At 59.7% G+C, this 18361-nt stretch carries 11 protein-coding genes, 2 pseudogenes and 1 riboswitch; of the genes and pseudogenes, 11 read left to right on the top strand and 2 right to left on the bottom strand.

The window, feature by feature from the left end:
- Positions 1–194: 194 nt before the first annotated feature.
- The 9 genes and pseudogenes from CK224_RS25230 (at position 195) to CK224_RS25190 (ending at position 10797) form a co-directional block, all read left to right on the top strand.
- Positions 195–1841, top strand: a complete 1647-nt coding sequence (locus tag CK224_RS25230) for an MFS transporter (protein ID WP_095783631.1) — start codon at positions 195–197, stop codon at positions 1839–1841.
- Between the two features lie 910 nt (positions 1842–2751).
- On the top strand, positions 2752–3912 hold the full coding sequence (locus CK224_RS25225; RefSeq protein WP_095783630.1) for a porin: 1161 nt from the start codon (positions 2752–2754) through the stop codon (positions 3910–3912).
- A 108-nt stretch (positions 3913–4020) separates the two neighbouring features.
- Positions 4021–5289 (top strand): FAD-binding oxidoreductase, encoded by a 1269-nt coding sequence (locus CK224_RS25220; RefSeq protein WP_095783753.1) that lies wholly within the window; start codon positions 4021–4023, stop codon positions 5287–5289.
- Between the two features lie 141 nt (positions 5290–5430).
- Positions 5431–5547: riboswitch (TPP riboswitch) on the top strand.
- A 103-nt stretch (positions 5548–5650) separates the two neighbouring features.
- Positions 5651–7486 carry a phosphomethylpyrimidine synthase ThiC gene (thiC, locus tag CK224_RS25215; RefSeq protein WP_095783629.1) on the top strand — a complete coding sequence of 612 codons (1836 nt, stop codon included), beginning with the start codon at positions 5651–5653 and terminating at the stop codon, positions 7484–7486.
- Positions 7483–8531: pseudogene (locus CK224_RS25210) on the top strand (FAD-dependent oxidoreductase). The gene thiC and the pseudogene CK224_RS25210 overlap by 4 nt, the downstream one beginning before the upstream one ends.
- Positions 8452–8649, top strand: a complete 198-nt coding sequence (gene thiS / locus CK224_RS25205; RefSeq protein WP_095783628.1) for a sulfur carrier protein ThiS — start codon at positions 8452–8454, stop codon at positions 8647–8649. Before CK224_RS25210 ends, thiS begins: the two are co-directional and overlap by 80 nt.
- 2 nt (positions 8650–8651) lie before the next feature.
- Positions 8652–9425 (top strand): thiazole synthase, encoded by a 774-nt coding sequence (locus CK224_RS25200; RefSeq protein ID WP_095783627.1) that lies wholly within the window; start codon positions 8652–8654, stop codon positions 9423–9425.
- On the top strand, positions 9422–10027 hold the full coding sequence (locus CK224_RS25195; RefSeq protein WP_095783626.1) for a thiamine phosphate synthase: 606 nt from the start codon (positions 9422–9424) through the stop codon (positions 10025–10027). Before CK224_RS25200 ends, CK224_RS25195 begins: the two co-directional genes overlap by 4 nt.
- On the top strand, positions 9997–10797 hold the full coding sequence (locus CK224_RS25190; RefSeq protein WP_348628411.1) for a hydroxymethylpyrimidine/phosphomethylpyrimidine kinase: 801 nt from the start codon (positions 9997–9999) through the stop codon (positions 10795–10797). The genes CK224_RS25195 and CK224_RS25190 overlap by 31 nt, the downstream gene beginning before the upstream one ends.
- Here CK224_RS25190 and CK224_RS25185 read toward each other — a convergent pair.
- Together CK224_RS25185 and CK224_RS25180 are read right to left on the bottom strand one after the other, a co-directional pair.
- Positions 10781–12661 (bottom strand): acyltransferase family protein, encoded by a 1881-nt coding sequence (locus CK224_RS25185; RefSeq protein ID WP_348628410.1) that lies wholly within the window; start codon positions 12659–12661, stop codon positions 10781–10783. The two genes, CK224_RS25190 and CK224_RS25185, sit on opposite strands and share 17 nt — an antisense overlap.
- A gap of 247 nt (positions 12662–12908) precedes the next feature.
- A pseudogene (locus tag CK224_RS25180) lies at positions 12909–13231 on the bottom strand (recombinase family protein); the annotation flags it as partial.
- A 1647-nt stretch (positions 13232–14878) separates the two neighbouring features.
- On the opposite strand from CK224_RS25180, the gene CK224_RS25165 reads away from it, so the two are divergent.
- Both CK224_RS25165 and CK224_RS25160 read left to right on the top strand, forming a co-directional pair.
- Positions 14879–15631, top strand: a complete 753-nt coding sequence (locus tag CK224_RS25165; protein WP_095783625.1) for a carbonic anhydrase — start codon at positions 14879–14881, stop codon at positions 15629–15631.
- A 164-nt stretch (positions 15632–15795) separates the two neighbouring features.
- On the top strand, positions 15796–18312 hold the full coding sequence (locus CK224_RS25160; protein WP_095783624.1) for a two-component system VirA-like sensor kinase: 2517 nt from the start codon (positions 15796–15798) through the stop codon (positions 18310–18312).
- Positions 18313–18361 lie beyond the last annotated feature (49 nt).

The raw sequence follows: 18361 nt of genomic DNA, 5'->3' as shown, positions 1-18361 counted from the left end.
GCTTCCTTGCTGGGCGAGAAGTGGTTGGCGCCAGTCCAGGAAAGCGGAGTTATCCGAGCTCATGCGCACCCTCCTCATTGCGATGAAGTCATCCTAATCGATATGTCGGCCCTTCTGATTCACTGATCAACATCGTAACGGCAGTAGTGGCAGACGTGAATTGAATAAGCGGCCGCTGGAAGGCGTCAATTGTCATGCAGTCCGAAAAAAATGCTCATCTGCCTGTCTCAACAACGCTCGCTCCATTTCGAAACCAGGTGTTTCGCTCGATCTGGACGGCCACGCAAATATCCAGCCTCGGGTGGCTCGTGCAAACGGTCGCCATCAGTTGGCTAATGGCCACGATTTCCGCTTCGGATCTGATGGTTGCACTTGTGCAGGCCGCATCGACGTTGCCGGTGTTCTTTCTCTCGATCTTGGCCGGAGCCATCGCCGACAACTTCAGCCGCCGATGGGTGATGTTTGCGGGGCACTGCCTGATAGCATTGGCGTCAACGACGCTGATGATTTCCGTGGGCCTGGGATTTGCCGGTCCCTGGCTAATTCTCGGATTAGGCTTCCTGGCAGGCTGCGGCTTTGCCTTGAATGATCCGGCCTGGCACGCTTCTGTTGGCGATATACTTCACAAGCGCGATATCCCGGCCGCGGTGACGCTTATGTCTGTCGGATACAACATTGTGCGCAGCGTTGGTCCGGCTTTGGGTGGCGTGGTCTTGGCATTCTTTGGACCGCTGGCCGCTTTCGGGTTGGCAGCGCTGAGTGATCTGGCGCCGCTAACCGCAATATGGCGCACCACATGGGATGTTCGCACGTCACCTCTCCCGCGTGAGCGAATGACGATGGCAATTCATGATGGAGTCCGCTTCACGCTCATGTCGTTGGAAATCAGGGCTGCGATTGCCCGTGCAGCCCTTTTCGGGTTGGCAAGCATCTCCATCCTTGCGCTGCTCCCTCTAGTGGTCCGGGATCAGCTGAAAAGCGGCCCAATCATCTATGGCATCTTGCTGGCAGGCTTCGGCATGGGTGCTTTCATCGCCGGCATGAGCAATAGCTTTCTAAGGCGGATCACGTCTCAAGACAGGCTGGTGTCGTTCGCCTCTGTTGCTTGTTCAGCATGTTGCCTTTCCCTTGCCCTCACATCGTCAGTCGCTGTCGCGGCCATTTCGCTGGCACTTGGTGGCGCGGGTTGGCTTATCATCTGGACGGGCATTGACGTGTCGGTTCAGCTGGCAAGCCCAAGGTGGGTGGTTGGCCGCACACTGTCGATCTACTACGCCTTGAGCGCAGGCGGGATGGCGGCCGGCAGCTGGATCTGGGGTACTGTCGCACAGATCTACTCCTTAGGCTGGGCTTTGGAGGGTGCCGCGGGCGCTCTGTTGCTCGTTGCAGCTGCGGGAATTGTGTTGCCGGTCCGTCCATGGGAAGAAACGGATCAGGAGAGTTCGGGTTTTCATCCGCCGGAGCTGGCACTCGAGTTGAAGCCGAGGAGTGGTCCCATAGTGGTCAAGGTCGAGTATCTTATATCCGAAGAGAATATCGAGGCCTTTCTGGGTTACATGCGCGCAAGGCGCCATGTTCAGAGCCGTGCCGGGGCGCGAAACTGGACACTCCAGCGCAATCTTCAAGCGCCTTCGATTTGGACAGAGACATTCCGCACGCCAACCTGGATGGACTTTCTTCGCCTGAATCATCGGCTCACGGCAGCGGATAAGGAAGTCAGCCAGCGTCTCCTGGCACTGCATGATGGAGAGCGTCCTCCGCAAACAGTGCTTTCGATCGAACGAACGACTGAGGCAGCTCGAACCCGTGCCTCGACAATCGTTTCTCGTCCTCCGAGGTGACGTGATCACCAAGACGGCCGCATCGTGAATTGGGAGCTGCCGCGCCGGTCGACTTCGAGCAGCGCGAAGGCCGCATCACCAGTAGACGAGGCTATGCGTAAGTCGCTCTCTCGCGAATACCATGCCGCGGCGGGCCTCGAGGCGCAGGAACGGTCTGTGCTGGGCTAGCTTCAAGGCGGCGCTTGACATGGGTCTCCGCGCTGGTGCGCCGCCTGCGCACAAGACGATCAGCATCACCGTCGAGCATGCCCTTCACTCAGCGCGATGCGGCTCAGAGACCTGCGCCGAGAATTGGTCTGTGCCGCTGCAAACGGGCCGTGCTTGGCACCATCCAGATGCGGCAGCGGGGCTCCCGCCTGACAGCCGAGCGGCGGACGCAGCATGGTATCTCGACCCGAGGCTTCACAGCGAACAAAATGCTGACGGTATCGAACGAAAGTGTCACATATCGAACATACGAAGCGTGTCCGAAACCGCAGCTTTCGTGCTCTGCCTGCCCCCCAAAAGCAAAAGAAGAGACGAAGTTGCCGGGCATTTAAGTGTCGCGCGAGCTACCTCTTCAGTGTGGCACGTCCCTTGCTGCTCTGCATCTAACCCGGCGGGCAACCCACAAATAGCAGAGATAAATAATAGCTTCGTTCAGAAGTGCTGACTCCTAAATGAATGTGTTTGGCTGAGCTGCTGAAAGCAAGGCAACAGGCGTTCTGCCTTCCTTTGCGCCTGACATAGGTCGAGTCTCATCTTGTATTGGCAGTTGGCGATAAAGCACGGTTGTTTATTTCATAAGTGTCTAGTCGTTAGCGCGATTCATCTTTTAAATGACATGTTGCAAACGACCGCTTTCTAATTTCGACATGCACAGGAAGTAACCTTTACGATGCCGCATTTATACTTCAAACATAGATCCGAAATGAAGGTAAGCAGCCTTCTTCTTGGCTCAGTTGCAGGCCTGATCTCCGTTTCCGTCGCTCGCGCGGCGGAGGAAGTCACTGCGTCGGACCCGACCGAATACGTCAAGATCTGCGACGTCTACGGTTCGGGTTACTTCCATATCCCCGACACCGAGACCTGCCTGCGCATCGGGGGCTACATCCGTTACGACGTCGGCCTCGGCGATGTCCGATCGTATGACGGGGCAAGAACCACCGATGTGAGAACTGGCGAGGCTCAGGGCACCTGGCGAAACAACACGCGTTTCACGTTCAAAACTTGGACGCGCCAGGAGACCGAACTCGGCGCACTGAAGACCTACACTGAAAACCGCGTCAATTTCGGCAACCGCAACGCTTATCCAGGCCCGGACACTCCTCAGAACTATGGCTTCAACAGCGGCGTCAAATTGACTTCCGCCTGGATCCAGCTTGGTGGCCTCCGAGTTGGTAAGGGCCATTCGGCCTTCGACACGTTTACAGGCTACGCCGGGAACGTCCTCAATAACGCACTCGTTCCGTACGGCGACTTCGATACCAACGTGGCCCAGTATTACTTCGATGCCGATAATGGCTTTTCGGCTCTGGTTTCACTTGAACAAGGGTCGGGTGTAGTCGGTACTATCGACAGCCATGTTCCGCACGTCGTCTTCGGCGTAAAACAAACGCAGGGCTGGGGCGCGATCACCAGCGTAATCGCTCGAGACAGCAACCACGATGCTTTGGCCGGCAAGATCCGCGTCGATGTCAATGTCACAGATGACCTGTCGCTATTCGGAATGTTCGGCTATGGCTCCATCGGCGTTATCAACGATGATCCAACCAATGCAATCGGCGCTCACGGTCGCGGCTTCTACAAAACTTGGAGCGGCAACTGGGCTTTCTGGGCCGGCTCCACTTACACACTCGACGAGAAAACTTCGTTCAACCTTCAGGTCTCGGGCGGTCAGTTCAAGAACTATGGTGTGGCCGCAAACGTCGTCTACACGCTCGTTGCCGGTTTCACGGCGACGGCCGAAATCGACTACGGCCACTACGGCAATTTCGGCATCGGCATGGTCGACCCTTCGAACGTGAATTGGACGAAGGCTGACAAAAAAGATTGCGTCGGCGGCATCCTCAGTTTCCAACGCTCATTCTAATGGAATGAAAATCTCTCGGTGGTCGATTGCGCGACTAGTCCCGATCATCACGAGGTGCCGAGCGCAATCTGTCACCGTTTTGCTCACGGTTGCTCGGTCACGATTGAAATGGCGAACCGTCCGATTATAGTGGTCGGCGCAGGGGTTGTTGGCCTCTGTGTCGCCTACGATGCCACAAAACGCGGAGCTAGCGTCACGATCGTGGATCGCGATCCGGTAGGCGATAAAGCGTCTTGTGGCAATGCTGGATGTATCGCTGTTACCGAGGTACTTCCAGCGTCTGTGCCCGGTTTATGGAAAAGAGTGCCTAGGTGGATACTTGATCCCCTTGGCCCATTGTCATTGAGGATGACTCATATCCCGCGGCTGCTCCCATGGCTGTGGAACTTCGCGCGGGCTGGATCGCCGGCAGAGGTGGAGCGGATTTCGCGAGCCCTTGCAGCGCTGAACCATCGGGTTTACCGCGACCTTGTTCCTCTGCTGGCAGATATTGGATTGAGCGGGCACCTCCATCGCAAGGGCGCTCTCACGGTTTACGAAAGTGAAAGAGGCTGGCATGCCGCCACGCCCGGGTGGGAAGCAAAGCAAAGGCTTGGTATCGAGGTTCGTCACCTATCAGGAGACCAGGCCAGGGAACTGGAGCCGGCGCTAGGCCCACTGGTCAAGAGGGCGATTTTAACACCTCAGTGGTCGCACGTTTCCGACCCAAAGCGGGTGGTCGATTGTCTGCGCTCCTGGCTGACGGCCAATGGCGCGAGAGTCCTTGCGGCCCAAGTCTCTCGTATAGCCTCAAGTCCCGAGGGCGGCACGGTTACCCTGGCCGACAGTTCTGTTTTGAACGCATCCAAAATTGTCGTAGCCGCCGGCGCATGGTCGGCAGAACTTTCTCGCCAGCTTGGCGACAATGCCCTGCTCGAAAGCGAGCGCGGCTACAACACCACAATCGCTGCACCCCAGATCGCACTCAACCGGACGATGATCTTTGCAGAGCGCAACTTCGTGGCAACCCCTCTCTCTATCGGTTTACGCATCGGCGGTGCCGCCGAGTTCGGAGGATTGCGAGCCAGCCCGAATTTTGCTCGCTCGAAAGGCTTGGTTGAGCTTGCAAAGGCTTACCTCCCGGCCCTGGATGGCCACGGCGGCATGGTGTGGAGCGGCCACCGGCCCGCGACCCCAGATACGTTGCCGGTCATCAGCCGCTCCGCGACCCATGCTCACATTCTGTATGCGTTCGGGCACGGTCACCTCGGCCTCACACAAGGCCCAACCACGGGCAAACTGGTTGGCGATCTGCTGTCCGGGCGTGACCCGCCAATACCACTCGAACCCTATACAATCGAGCGCTTCAGTGCCGCCGGGCGGACAACTAGTCTTTGAGCCAGGCGATCCGGAATGTCGCGATGCATTTTGCGTAAGCGGGCTTTAGTGACGATTGGAAGCGTTAATGATCGACGAGGTTAAGTGTGCCGATTCCTCTTCACTGCGCTTGACAAGATAGGGCCCGCCTGTCCAACCTAAGGCATTCACCAGGGGAGTCCCGGCAAGGGGCTGAGATACTGCTGGCTTTCGCGGCGCAGTGACCCGTTGAACCTGATCCAGTTCATACTGGCGTAGGGACGGTGCAAGCGCTTCGCGGGAGTCTATGCCCGAGGTCCTGTTTCGGCAGGGCGACCAAAGCGTCTTTTCATCCTTCCGGCACAGAACTGGGTCTCCAATGCATGAGCAAAGGAGCCTCAAGATGAATGCCCTTACCCCCACCGTGTCGACGGGACCGCTGCCCGCCTCACGCAAGATCCACAAGCAAGGCAGCCTGCATCAGCAGGTCAGGGTGCCGATGCGCGAGATCTCTGTCCATCCGACAGCGGGCGAACCGCCCGTAACCGTCTACGATCCGTCCGGCGCCTATACCGACCCGACGGTCGAAACCAGCATCGAAAAAGGCCTCGCCCGGCTTCGCCACGAATGGGTTACAGCACGCGGCGATGTCGAAGCCTATGACGGCCGCCATGTGCGGCCGGAAGACAACGGGTTCGCGACAGGCGAGCGCCTGACGCCGGAATTTCCGATCCGCAATCGTCCGCTGCGGGCGAAAGCCGGCAAGGCGGTGACCCAGCTTGCCTATGCGCGCGCCGGCATCATCACGCCTGAAATGGAGTTCGTCGCGATCCGCGAGAATCTGGGCCGCGAGGCCCTGCGGGGCAAGCTCGAGCGCGACGGAGAAGCCTTCGGCGCGGCAATCCCCGACTTCGTGACGCCGGAATTCGTGCGCGAGGAAGTGGCGCGCGGACGGGCGATCATTCCCGCCAACATCAATCATCCCGAGAGCGAGCCGATGATCATCGGCCGCAATTTCCTGGTGAAGATCAACGCCAATATCGGCAACTCCGCGGTCACCTCCTCGATGGCCGAAGAGGTCGAAAAAATGGTGTGGGCGATCCGCTGGGGCGCCGACACGGTGATGGACCTGTCGACCGGCCGCAACATCCACAACATCCGCGACTGGATCGTCCGCAATGCGCCGGTGCCGATCGGCACAGTACCGCTGTACCAGGCGCTCGAAAAGGTCGGCGGCATTGCCGAGGACCTGACCTGGGAGGTCTACCGCGACACGCTGATCGAACAGGCCGAACAGGGCGTCGACTATTTCACCATCCACGCCGGCGTGCGGCTACACTACATCCCGCTGACGGTCGACCGGATCACGGGTATCGTGTCTCGCGGCGGGTCGATCATGGCCAAATGGTGCCTGCACCATCACCGGGAAAGCTTCCTCTATGAGCATTTCGCGGAGATCTGCGATATCTGCCGCGCCTATGACGTGTCCTTCTCGCTCGGCGACGGCCTTCGTCCGGGCTCGATTGCCGATGCCAACGACGCGGCGCAATTCGCCGAGCTGGAAACGTTGGGCGAGCTGACGCAGATCGCCTGGGCGAAGGATTGCCAGGTGATGATCGAGGGGCCCGGCCACGTGCCGATGCACAAGATCAAGCAGAACATGGACAAGCAGCTCGCTGTCTGCGGCGAGGCGCCGTTCTATACGCTTGGACCGCTGACGACCGACATTGCGCCGGGCTACGATCACATCACCTCCGGCATCGGCGCTGCCATGATCGGCTGGTTCGGCACCGCCATGCTCTGCTACGTCACGCCGAAGGAACATCTCGGCCTTCCCGATCGCAACGATGTCAAGATTGGCGTGATCACCTACAAGATCGCGGCGCATGCCGCCGACCTCGCCAAGGGCCATCCGGCGGCGAAAGTCAGGGATGAGGCCCTTTCCCGCGCGCGCTTCGAGTTCCGCTGGGAGGACCAGTTCAACCTGTCGCTCGATCCCGAAACCGCAAGATCCTTCCACGACCAGACCTTGCCCAAGGAAGCGCACAAGGTGGCACATTTCTGCTCGATGTGCGGCCCGAAATTCTGCTCCATGCGCATCTCCCACGACATCCGCGCCGAGGCACAGAAGGAAGGCATGGCGGCGATGGCGGCGAAATATCGCGAAGGCGGCGATCTCTACGTGCCCGCGGACGAGACCGGCGCGCCGCTCGTGCGAGAGGCGCGCGAGCGATCATGAGGGTCCTGGTCAAGGGGGCCGGTGTGGCCGGCATCACCGCAGCTTTCGAGCTCGCCACACGTGGCGCGACCGTGACCGTTGCCGAGATAACACATACCCTTGGCGGCAATGCCTCGTGGTTCGCCGGCGGCATGCTGGCGCCATGGTGCGAGCGTGAAAGCGCCGAGCAGCCAGTGCTGGATCTCGGACGCGATGCCGCCGACTGGTGGGATGCGGTACTACCGGGTCACGTGACACGGGCCGGAACACTGGTCGTGGCCGCGCCGCGTGATGCGGGCGAGCTCGACCGGTTCGCCAGCCGCACCTCGGGTCATCGGCGTGTCGATGAAGACCAAGTCGCGCGCCTCGAGCCCGACCTCGCCGGCCGCTTCCGCCGCGGACTGTTCTTCCCAGGCGAGGCCCATCTCGACCCGCGCGAGGCGATGGCGAGACTTCATGACAGGCTCGCGGCCATGGGCGTCGCATTCCGCTTCGGCTCCGATATCAGGCAGGTTTCCGGTTTCGATCGCCGGATCGACTGCACGGGAATGGCCGCTGTCGACGACAGGCTGCGCGGCGTGCGCGGCGAGATGCTGATCCTGCGTGCGCCCGACGTCTCGCTGTCGCGGCCGGTCCGGCTGCTCCATCCGCGCTTTCCGCTCTACATCGTGCCGCGCGCCGACCACCGTTCATGATCGGCGCGACGATGATCGAAAGCCAGTCCGGGGGATCGATCACGGCCCGTTCGATGATCGAGTTGCTCAGCGCTGCCTGCGCGCTCCATCCGGCCTTTGGCGAGGCTGAGGTCCTTGAGACCGGCGTCGGCGTTCGCCCGGCCTTTCCAGACAACCTGCCGCGCGTCGAAACGAGCGGCGACACCGTCAGGATCAACGGCCTCTATCGTCATGGCTTTCTTCTGGCGCCCGCCATGGCACGGCAAGCAGCCGAAATTGTCTTCAGGCAGCACGAAGCTATGGAGTCTACACATGAAACTGATCGTCAACGGCGAAGCGCTCGAGATCACGGCGACAACCCTGGCGGCGCTGCTTGCGGCGCTCGACTATGAGGGCGATTGGCTGGCAACGGCCGTCAACAGCGACCTCGTGCACAAAGCCCATCGGGCGGAATTCCATTTGAGCGACGGCGACCGGATCGAAATCCTCTCGCCCATGCAGGGAGGCTAGCGATGCTGGAGCTTTTCGGGACGACGCTTCCCTCTCGCCTGCTACTCGGAACGGCGCAATATCCGTCGCCAGCCATCCTTGCCGATGCGGTCAAGGCGTCGGGCACATCGGTGGTGACCGTCTCCTTGCGGCGGGAGATGGCGGGCGGCAAGGCCGGCGAGAAATTCTGGGCGCTGATCAGCGCGCTTGGCACGAAAATCCTGCCCAACACCGCCGGCTGCCATTCCGTCAAGGAAGCGGTCACGACCGCAAAAATGGCGCGTGAAGTGTTCGGCATGAACTGGATCAAACTGGAGGTGATTGGCAACCACGACACGCTGCAGCCGGATGTGTTCGGCCTGGTCGAGGCGGCGCGCATCCTCAGCGAGGACGGGTTTTCGGTATTCCCCTACACCACCGACGACCTCGTCGTCGCCGAACGGCTGCTTGAGGCGGGCTGCAAGGTGCTGATGCCGTGGTGCGCGCCCATCGGTTCGGCGCTGGGGCCGGTCAACATCCCGGCGCTGCGATCGATGCGCGCACATTTCCCTGACGTTCCGCTGATCGTCGATGCGGGATTGGGCCGGCCATCGCATGCCGCGACCGTGATGGAACTCGGCTTCGATGCGGTGCTGCTGAACACGGCGGTCGCCAAGGCTGCCGACCCGGTCGGCATGGCGCGCGCATTCGGCAAGGCGGTGGAAGCCGGCCATGAGGCGTTCCGCTCGGGAATGCTCGAACCGCGCGAGGTCGCGATGCCGTCGACGCCGACATTCGGCAGGGCGGTTTTCGCATGAAGCTCGATCCCTTCTACCTGATCGTCGACAGCGCCGCCTGGATCGAACGGTTGGCGCCACTCGGCGTCAGGCTGGTTCAGTTGCGCATCAAGGGTATGGACGAGGCCGGACTGCGCGCCGAAATCCGCAAGGCGAAAGCCTTGTGCGCCGAGCACCGTTGCCAGCTCATCGTCAACGACCATTGGCAGCTGGCAATCGAGGAAGGTTGCGACTTCATCCATCTCGGCCAGGAGGATCTGCAGGCCGCCGACCTCTCGGCGATACGCGCTGCCGGTATGAGGCTCGGGCTCAGCACGCATGATCATACCGAACTGGAAACGGCCATCGCCGCCAAGCCCGACTACATTGCGCTCGGCCCTGTCTATCCCACCATCCTGAAGAAGATGAAATGGGCGCCACAAGGGCTGGAGCGGATCGGCGAGTGGCAGCGCCGGGTCGCGCCCATCCCCTTGGTCGCCATCGGCGGCCTCAACCCTGACCGGCTCGACGGCGTTTTCGACGCGGGCGCCGACAGCGCGGCGGTTGTGACCGATATCACATTGAATGCCGATCCCGAGGCGCGCACGCGGGAATGGATCGCAAGGACGGAGCGATGGCGCTGAGGCAAGAACCGCACGTCCTTGTCGTTGCCGGATCCGACTCCAGCGGCGGTGCCGGACTTGCACGCGATATCGAGACGATCTCTTCCCTTGGCGTGCGCACCTGCCTGGCTGTCACCGCGCTGACAGTACAGACGCACGAGGGCGTGGCGCAAATACACCGCTCATCGCCGGGCCTGGTGGCCGACCAGATGCGCGCCGCGCTGCAGGCCAACGAGGTGGTCGCCATCAAGATCGGCATGCTGGCGACTGCGGAGATCGTCGTGGCCGTTGCGGCCGTGCTGCGCGAAAATCCGCGGGTGCCGGCAATACTCGATCCGGTGTTGGCCTCCACGTCAGGCCGGACGCTGCTGGAAGCTGACGCGGTCGCGGCCATGAAGCATGACCTGATGCCGCTTTGCCGCTTGGTCACGCCCAATCTCATCGAGCTGGCGCTTCTTGTCGCGGCGGAACGCGCAACCGACGAGGATGGCGCGATCAGGCAGGGTCAGGAATTGCTCGGCGCAGGTGCGCAGGCTCTGCTGATCAAGGGCGGTCATGCATCGGGACCGCGATCGACCGACATTCTGTTGCGCTCGAACCAAGAACCACTCCGTTTCGACGCACCGCGCCTTGTCGCATCGATGAGGGGAACAGGGTGCATGCTGGCCAGCGCGGTGGCGGCGCATCTGGCGAAGGCGAAGCCGCTTGAAGATAGTGTGCGCGAAGGCAAGCTGTTTGTTTTCGAGAAGCTGCAGAAGAAGGCGGCCACCGTGACTAACGAGCAGCCCTGACCAGCCTCTCAGCAAGTCTTGTCTTTTGAGCGATGATCTCTGATCCTTCATAGGAAAGGTGGCCGCTGTCTCGGTAGAGGGATTTGCCGTCAATCTCGGTTCTGCATTTTGTGTCGTCGCAGAGAAAGTCGTGGTAAGAGACAACCTCTACGTCCGCTTTCACAGCCACTTGGTTCAAGAGCTCAAGAGTGCGGGATCGCATCCGGCGATAATCGGTGACATAGATTTGGCAATCACTGTGCCGCCCGAGCATAAGATTTCCTCTCACCTTTCGCTCAAGGCAATCGCCGATATCGAAGCCTGCGACTGGCGGGGGAGCAACTACGACCACTCGCCTGCCCAAAGCGCGAACGGCCTCGATGAGAGACTTGATACCCTCAACGGCTCCATCTACCGAAGTGTCAACTTCCGTGAATGTCCGGTCACGCCTCTTAAGCAGCATGAAGTCTTTGGAGTCAGGGGCGTCAAATGGGCTCGAAATGACAACGGTCTTTATCTCCGGCCGATTTTTCAGGATACCCAAAACACTGTCATTGAAGCGAATACAGTCCTCGGCGAAGGAGGGAGACGCTATGCGCTTGAACGCAGCAACGCCGATGGCGGGGAAGCACCCGCTCATCGTGAGTTGAGCCAGGCCGGCCTCTCCGATCGTCTTGGCCAAGCCGGGAACCAGTGCCATGGCAAATGAATCGCCCCAGACCAGCAATTCGGGCCTGTCCGTCGTCTGGCAGGCCTCCGGAATGGCCTGGGGAGGCGATCCAGATGTGAAATCACATGCCCTTGCCAGGCCGTAATTGATCCGTTGGCTCTCGGAAAAGCCAACCCTACTTTCGGCTGCGCCAATGCCGACTGACGATGCGAAGCCGAGAAGAACCGTTGCGGCAAGGAGTCCTGAGGCCATCCGTCCACGAGATGCGAAGAATCCCTGCCGGAACGGCTTTTCCACGAAACGGTGAAGAACTAAGCTTGCTACAACTGAGAAGGCAACCGCCGCATAGATCGCAAGCGCGGGAGGCTCTGCCAGCCAAGCAGCCCGCACATATACAAGCACCGGCCAATGGACCAGATAGAGCGAGTACGAAATATCCCCGATCCTCGCCATGCTTCGAACCGCCACATTATCCCTGCTGGGCGACAGCAGGAGGATCAGGGTTGCCAAGCAAACCAAAGCGGCATCCACGATCGGGTTCTGCGAACCAAGTCCAATGGGAATAAGGAGGATAAGCGCGAGCGCCGGGAGGCGCAGCGCCGCAAACTTGGCCGCCACGCGAGCGCTGGCGGGAAGCAATGCCCCGAACGAACCAATCGCTATTTCCCAAAAGCGGGTCGGCATAAGATAAAATGCAGCGTATGGGTGACGAATGGCCACGTAGAGACACAGTGCGAGGCTGGCAACTAGGAGCAAACTAACCGCTGTGAGCCGCCATCTCTTGGGAGCCAAGGCCAAGAAAGCGGGAAGTAGCAGATAATACTGTTCTTCGACAGCGAGCGACCAGAAATGCAGGAGAGGCTTCGTTTCGGCGGATTCGCCGAAATAGGCCGCCTGATTCCAGAGAACGATATTGCCGGTGAATGTGAGCGCCCCAAGGACTTGACTTCGGAAGTCTCCCAGACCCACATCTGATAGGAAGAAGGGTGCAGCGATCGTCGTGAGCGCAATGACCACATAAGCCGTGGGCAAAAGGCGCTTCGCACGACGATAATAGAATTCCCAAAAGCTGAACCGTGACTGCTCAAGCTGGGTCGCGATGAGGCCGGTGATCAGAAAGCCTGAAATTACGAAGAAAATATCCACGCCGAGATAACCAAACGGCGCGATTTGGGTATGAAAAAGGACAACCAGCAGGACAGATAGACCCCGCAAGGCCTGGACATCGGCTCGAGAGTCTCGCGACATAGAAGACCTGATGAAATTACTCGCCCATAACATAACTAAGAAGGTTGCCGGCTGCAGGTGTCGGCGATACTTGCGTTCCGTTGTTGTTGTCTTTCTAATGGAGCATGCCCGCTAATTCGTATAATCGATTGTTTGAATGCCATACATCCAGGCTATGGATCGCTCGCACGCGCCTTTGGCTCGACGCTTTGACGGAGGCAAAAACTTACGGTGACCCGAGCTCGAACTCGCTGATGCTGCCCTTCATACCCAGCAGCAGGCGGTCGTTCGGCAATCCCGGATCGTAGATTCCGTCCAGATCGATCACGCGTGCATCGACTTCGCCGCACAACTCAAACAGCCGATGCCAGTCCGGCCCGTTGCGCGACAGGCGGACGCATCCAGGCAATGCACGGCGGCCGGTGCACAGGTCGTCGACCAGGCGTTCGAAACCGCGACGCTCACAGCCCCGCTTGCGGTTCGTCCCAGATCCTCGTCGATCACCTCTGCTTTGCGGAATCCCCAGCGCCGCGCGACATCGACAAGCTCATACTATCGTGCCCATGCCGAGAGCAGCGGCCGGAAGCCGCGAGGGCAGGCATCGGGTGCATCAAACACCACGGCAGGCGCGTCACCTCTCGACCGGAGGCAGACGAGCGACTGATACAGTCACATGAACGATGCTTTCCGAAAGCCCTTCTTCGACATTCTCGGGCTGATCTCGCTCCAGCACGAGCTTAGACGCCTAAACCACGCTGCATGAACCGTCGTGTACGGAACCGTACGCACGGTGGTGTGGGAGGAGGGAGACCGCAAGGCGCCCAGCCGACGGTGGCTCAAGGTTGAGCTGGACCTGCGCCTGAGTGGACTGACGCTCATAAACGATGGCTTTGCGCCTGAGCAGGGCAATCGGAATGAGATTACCGCTCGTCATCGCAGCTCTCCTCCTCCGTTGCGACGCCGGCGACCATCAGTACGTTGGCGAGCCGGGCTGTCACTATCGTCGGTTGCGCTGAACTCAGCCCGTTCAGCTTCTGCGAGTCGAGTGGCAAGCTGAGTTGGCGAACGACGACGAGAGATCGTGTCGAGGGTGCAGGGTTCTCATGTTGCGCCTTTGTGATGGTGAAACCATCTGGAGAGCCTCGCCGGAAACCGCGTTCGATCAAGAGATTGTTAAGCTCAAGCAGCGCGGCAAGCGATACGTGCGGGGAGCCAAGGTCCATCGCCGCGCAAGCCACGGGACTCGACCACCAGGCCGGAGCGGTAACGAAATGCCTGGGCGCTACGAGATGAATGATCCGGCCGCACCGACAGTCCGCCCGCGACAGACGAATCAAGGCTGATTCACTTCGTCGCAGGTCAGCCTGCCTGAACCGGAACGCGGGTCCTGCGCGCCTCGTGGACCCGCCGGTAGTCGAGACCTTCGAGCCGCGCCTACGACTGCGCGGCCGTCTGCGGCAAGCCATTGAGCGATTTCTTTTTCCGTCGTGCGAGCGCAGAAGTGCGGCCACCCGAATAGATCGGTATGATCAATGCCGCACCGATGCTGGCTGAGCTAGTCGTGCCGTCCTACTGGCTGACGATAGGCGAAGTGTTGCAACAGGCGCTCAAGACGCCACAAGTGGAAAATGTGGCAGCAGCGCACCTTCGGCCGGTTTCACCCAACACGGTGCGGCGTGGACCAGATGCTCCGAGGCGAGGGTTGGCAGGGTGCTCGCTTGATGCGGTCACGGGAGCCGCATTAGACTCGCCGGCAACAGCTTCGACACGGGGCGGCCCTGAGCTGCTTGAGGAGGGCGAACGGTTCAATAGCGACCCGCCGAAGTGAGGCGCGGAGTACCGCGGATTGCGCGTGAATGCATCCAAAACGTGAATGTTCTTAATTGAAGCAATCGATTTCTCTAGTCGACGGATGATGAATATGAAGGCGTCACGAGGACGAGGATGCGATCTGGGATACCCACTCGGCGCAGATAGCTCGGACCATCTACCCGGTGAGAATGGCCGTGAGGACAATGACAAGCTCACCGGCAGTCCCGACGAGAATGTCGTCTATGCGCCGACGTGAAGGCCTGCGTGATGCGCTGGTCGTATGCCGAGTTGTTCGGCGTAGTTGCGATGTTACCACATCACAGTTGCGACCACAGTTCCCGTCATGGCAACCGCAAATCACAAACTCAGTTCACGTCCAGGAGCGAAAGCAATATGCATCGTCGTAGTCTGATCAAAGGGTTCGTTGCACTCGGCGCGTGTCCCATTTGCGCTCAGGCCGCCGCGGCGGCGGGCACCCATTGGGGATACGCCGGCCCAGCCGGGCCCGAACACTGGGGCGATCTGGATAAGACAAATTTCGTCTGCTCGGCGGGCACACAGCAGTCGCCGGTCGATATCAAGGGCGCGGTCAAAGCGGATATTCCGCACATCGCCATAGGTTGGCACAAGGGCGGCGGCAGGATGGTGAACAACGGCCACACCATTCAGATCAACCTGCCGCAAGGCAGCACGCTCACTCGAGGGGATCGTGTCTATGAGATGCTCCAGTTCCATTTCCATGCGCCAAGCGAGCACCACGTCGCGGGCAAGAGCTTCCCGATGGAAGCGCATTTTGTCCATAAGGACACCGACAGCGACACTCTGGGTGTGCTGGGCGTGTTTCTAGCGTCAGGCGCCACAAATGCCAGCTTTGCCAAGCTTGCTGCAGCATTCCCCGCAACATCAGGCGAAGAGGCGGCCGTCGACGAGGTCGACCCGAACGGGCTTCTGCCGGCTTCGCTTGGCTACTGGACATATGAAGGATCTTTGACGACGCCGCCGTGCACCGAAAACGTCGACTGGATGGTGGCGACGGAACCGGTTGAGGTCGACCCAGCGGACATCAAGCGCTTTACCTTGCTCTATCCCCGGAATGCGCGCCCTATCCGATCAGCCAATCGGCGCTTCATCCTGGGCCTCCGCTGAGGCACCTGCCGCCGTGAGGGGTCGAAGCGCCGGCTGCGGGGATATTCATCTGCTTCCAAGATCGTAAGGATGTGCTCCGGGTCGCGGAGGCGCCTCTTGGGCGCTCATTCTGATCCTGGAAGCGGACCGAGACAAATTTAAGCCGTCCAAGGAGAGAGGTAGGCGTGGCTTTCCTGTTCCAGCAGCATACGGCCGCATACCGAACCCAGGTGGCGCTGGAATTCACGTCGGACCTTCGCCAGGCGTGCGCCACGGATCAAACGCCGCTTCCTTGGGAAACATGGCTCAGTTCCGACAAGGCAATTCTAATTGCGCTAGCCGCCTCGATTGCGCTCTTGGTCGGGACGCAGTGGCAGGCTCCCGAGATCAACGACGCCGTCCTAAGCGAGCTGCGAAGCATTCAGATCAACGATGCATTGCTCCAGCGGGACGTCGCCCGTGCGCGAACCGATATGGCATTGGACTTCCGTTCGGTTGCGTCTACCGGACAGGCGCTGCAAAGCAACGTCGAAAACTTGCAACACCATCTCGTGATTTCGCCCGATGAGAGCTCCAGGGAATCCGCACTACTCGCGCAGCTTAAAAATTCGATGAAAAACACTGAGGCTGCCATCTCAGCCTGGGTCAAGCAAAATCAGCTCATGAAAAGCTCTGTCGCAGACCTTGCTCGCTCGATTTTTCACCCTGGAGAGGCACCGTCGGGCAGGTTTGAACTTTCCAAGCTAGTGGTGTGGCTCAACCTCGCATCACACATGGATCAGCCTCTCGAGCGATTTGCCAGGCAGGCCCGGGCTGCCGCGGATGTGTTGGGCAAGGCCGGCGCTGCCGTGTCTTCCTTATGGAGGTTGGACCAAGCTGCCAATCAGATCGCATCCCTCGACACGTCCTCCAAGGCCGCTGAACTGGAGCGGGAGCATCTGAAAGGCTACAGCCTGGCCAGCGCGCAAGCGCAACGTGCGCGACTTTTGTTTGGCTTGCTGTCCATATGCATCTGCTTGTTTGCGATCATTCGATCCTCCAGACAGCATCTGCGGACGAACCGACTGAAAAGGCGGTTGGAGCTTGAAGAGGCGATGAGCGAGATCGAAGCTCGCTTCAACGACAGTAGAGCAAAGAACGACGTGGCGCGCTTTTCCACCGAAGCAGCGCTTAGACTCGTTCAACGCGTTTTCGATGCGGATCAATGCGCGCTTGTTCTGGTTGATCCGAGCCTCAGCAGGCATACTGAGTGCTTTGCGGCAAACACGTGCATACCCGTCTGGAACGTCGCCCTTATTGATGAAGTCGTTTCACTTGTCCGCGCCGGACGGCCAGTGTTTCGCGTATTTCCTGCGGCCGAAGTGGTTCGGACCGCCATAGGCACTTCCGGTGTTTGTCAAATTGTTGCTTGCAGGGCCGCCGATCAGCCGGCTGCGGTTTGCATCCTTGTTTTTGAACGAGATCGCTCACTCCCCTCAGCTGACGACCTCCCGGTTCTTGCCAGTGCTATCGTGCGTTTGAGCCACCATCTTGAGATGCAACGCGTAAATGCCGAACGCGACCTTCTGGTGAGTCGATGGGAGCATTTGGAAAGGTTAAGGACCGTCGGCACGATCGCAAGCGGCGCCACACATGAGTTCAACAATATTTTAGGGGCAATAATCGGATATTCAGAGGTTGCCCAAGGTCTTGTACGTCGTCCGTCTAAAATTCGGAACCACATCGACCAAATCATCTTAGCTGGATACCGAGCCAAGCTGATCGTTGACCAGATCTTGTCACTCAGCCGAAATCGAAAGCGCGTGGCAGTACCTATCAGCGTCTCCGAGATTGTTATGGATCTTGCGCCATTGCTGCGGGTTACAGTTCGTGCGGGTGTTCAGTTGAACTTCAAGATCAACGAGTGGCGAACGGTGGTCGAGGGCAGCCCGACCGAGATACAGCAGATCCTCATGAATCTGTGCAAGAACGCGTCGGAGGCTGTCTTGAACCAGGGCCGTGTCGAGATTGGCGTTTCTCGCGCCCAGGTGTGCCAAACAAAGCCGCTGGCTCAGGGCACCTTGAGACCTGGAGATTACGTTCTCCTCTCCATCAGCGACGATGGCCCAGGAATTGCAAGTTCGATACTTCCGCATGTCTTTGAGCCCTTTTTTACCACCCGCTCTCGCCTCGGCGGGACCGGGCTGGGTCTTGCCGCGGTTGACAGGCACGTGAGCGCGCTCGCAGGATGCCTTGACGTCACCTCGGCTGTTGGCCGAGGTACCCGCTTCGATATCTACTTACCGGCCTCCGAAGAGGAGCCAGTCAGCGCTGACATCGCTGTCGGCCCATACGACGGATCACTTGGCAACGGAGAAATCATTGCAGTCGTGGAGCCCGACCCAGCAGAGTTGGAGACCTACAAGAAGAAAATCGCCGCGCTGGGTTATAAGCCGGTCGGCTTCGCGACCTTCGAAAGCCTTTGCGGCTGGATCGAGAGTGGGAAGGCAGCCGACCTGCTGATTTTGGGTAAAGCGCCTTTCTTCGAGCGAGGACGAGCCGAACCCAGATGCCCCACCCTCATGGCGGTGCCTGTCATAGTCGTCGGTGAGATCGACCCCATGCCGGTCACATTTGATAATCAGGCCTTCGTCTTTTGGTTATCGAAGCCGGTCTCATCCCGGACAATGGAGCATGCGGTCCGTACCATGATGATGGCATGATGCCGCCGACTCGCTCAGGCTACCCAAGCAATCTGAGAAGGCCCGTCAA

Source organism: Mesorhizobium sp. WSM3862, assembly GCF_002294985.1.
In the GTDB taxonomy this organism is placed as follows: domain Bacteria; phylum Pseudomonadota; class Alphaproteobacteria; order Rhizobiales; family Rhizobiaceae; genus Mesorhizobium.
Note: the sequence above shows the minus strand (reverse complement) of the source record. Positions and strands in the feature narration are given on the sequence as shown.

Bases quoted from the DNA above. Each gene is read 5' to 3' on its own strand.
- CK224_RS25190 (WP_348628411.1), top strand. From the start codon at position 9,997: ATGGATCGCAAGGACGGAGCGATGGCGCTGAGGCAAGAACCGCACGTC.
- CK224_RS25200 (WP_095783627.1), top strand. From the start codon at position 8,652: ATGCTGGAGCTTTTCGGGACGACGCTTCCCTCTCGCCTGCTACTCGGA.
- CK224_RS25230 (WP_095783631.1), top strand. From the start codon at position 195: ATGCAGTCCGAAAAAAATGCTCATCTGCCTGTCTCAACAACGCTCGCT.
- CK224_RS25195 (WP_095783626.1), top strand. From the start codon at position 9,422: ATGAAGCTCGATCCCTTCTACCTGATCGTCGACAGCGCCGCCTGGATC.
- thiS (WP_095783628.1), top strand. From the start codon at position 8,452: ATGAAACTGATCGTCAACGGCGAAGCGCTCGAGATCACGGCGACAACC.
- thiC (WP_095783629.1), top strand. From the start codon at position 5,651: ATGAATGCCCTTACCCCCACCGTGTCGACGGGACCGCTGCCCGCCTCA.
- CK224_RS25165 (WP_095783625.1), top strand. From the start codon at position 14,879: ATGCATCGTCGTAGTCTGATCAAAGGGTTCGTTGCACTCGGCGCGTGT.
- CK224_RS25225 (WP_095783630.1), top strand. From the start codon at position 2,752: ATGAAGGTAAGCAGCCTTCTTCTTGGCTCAGTTGCAGGCCTGATCTCC.
- CK224_RS25220 (WP_095783753.1), top strand. From the start codon at position 4,021: ATGGCGAACCGTCCGATTATAGTGGTCGGCGCAGGGGTTGTTGGCCTC.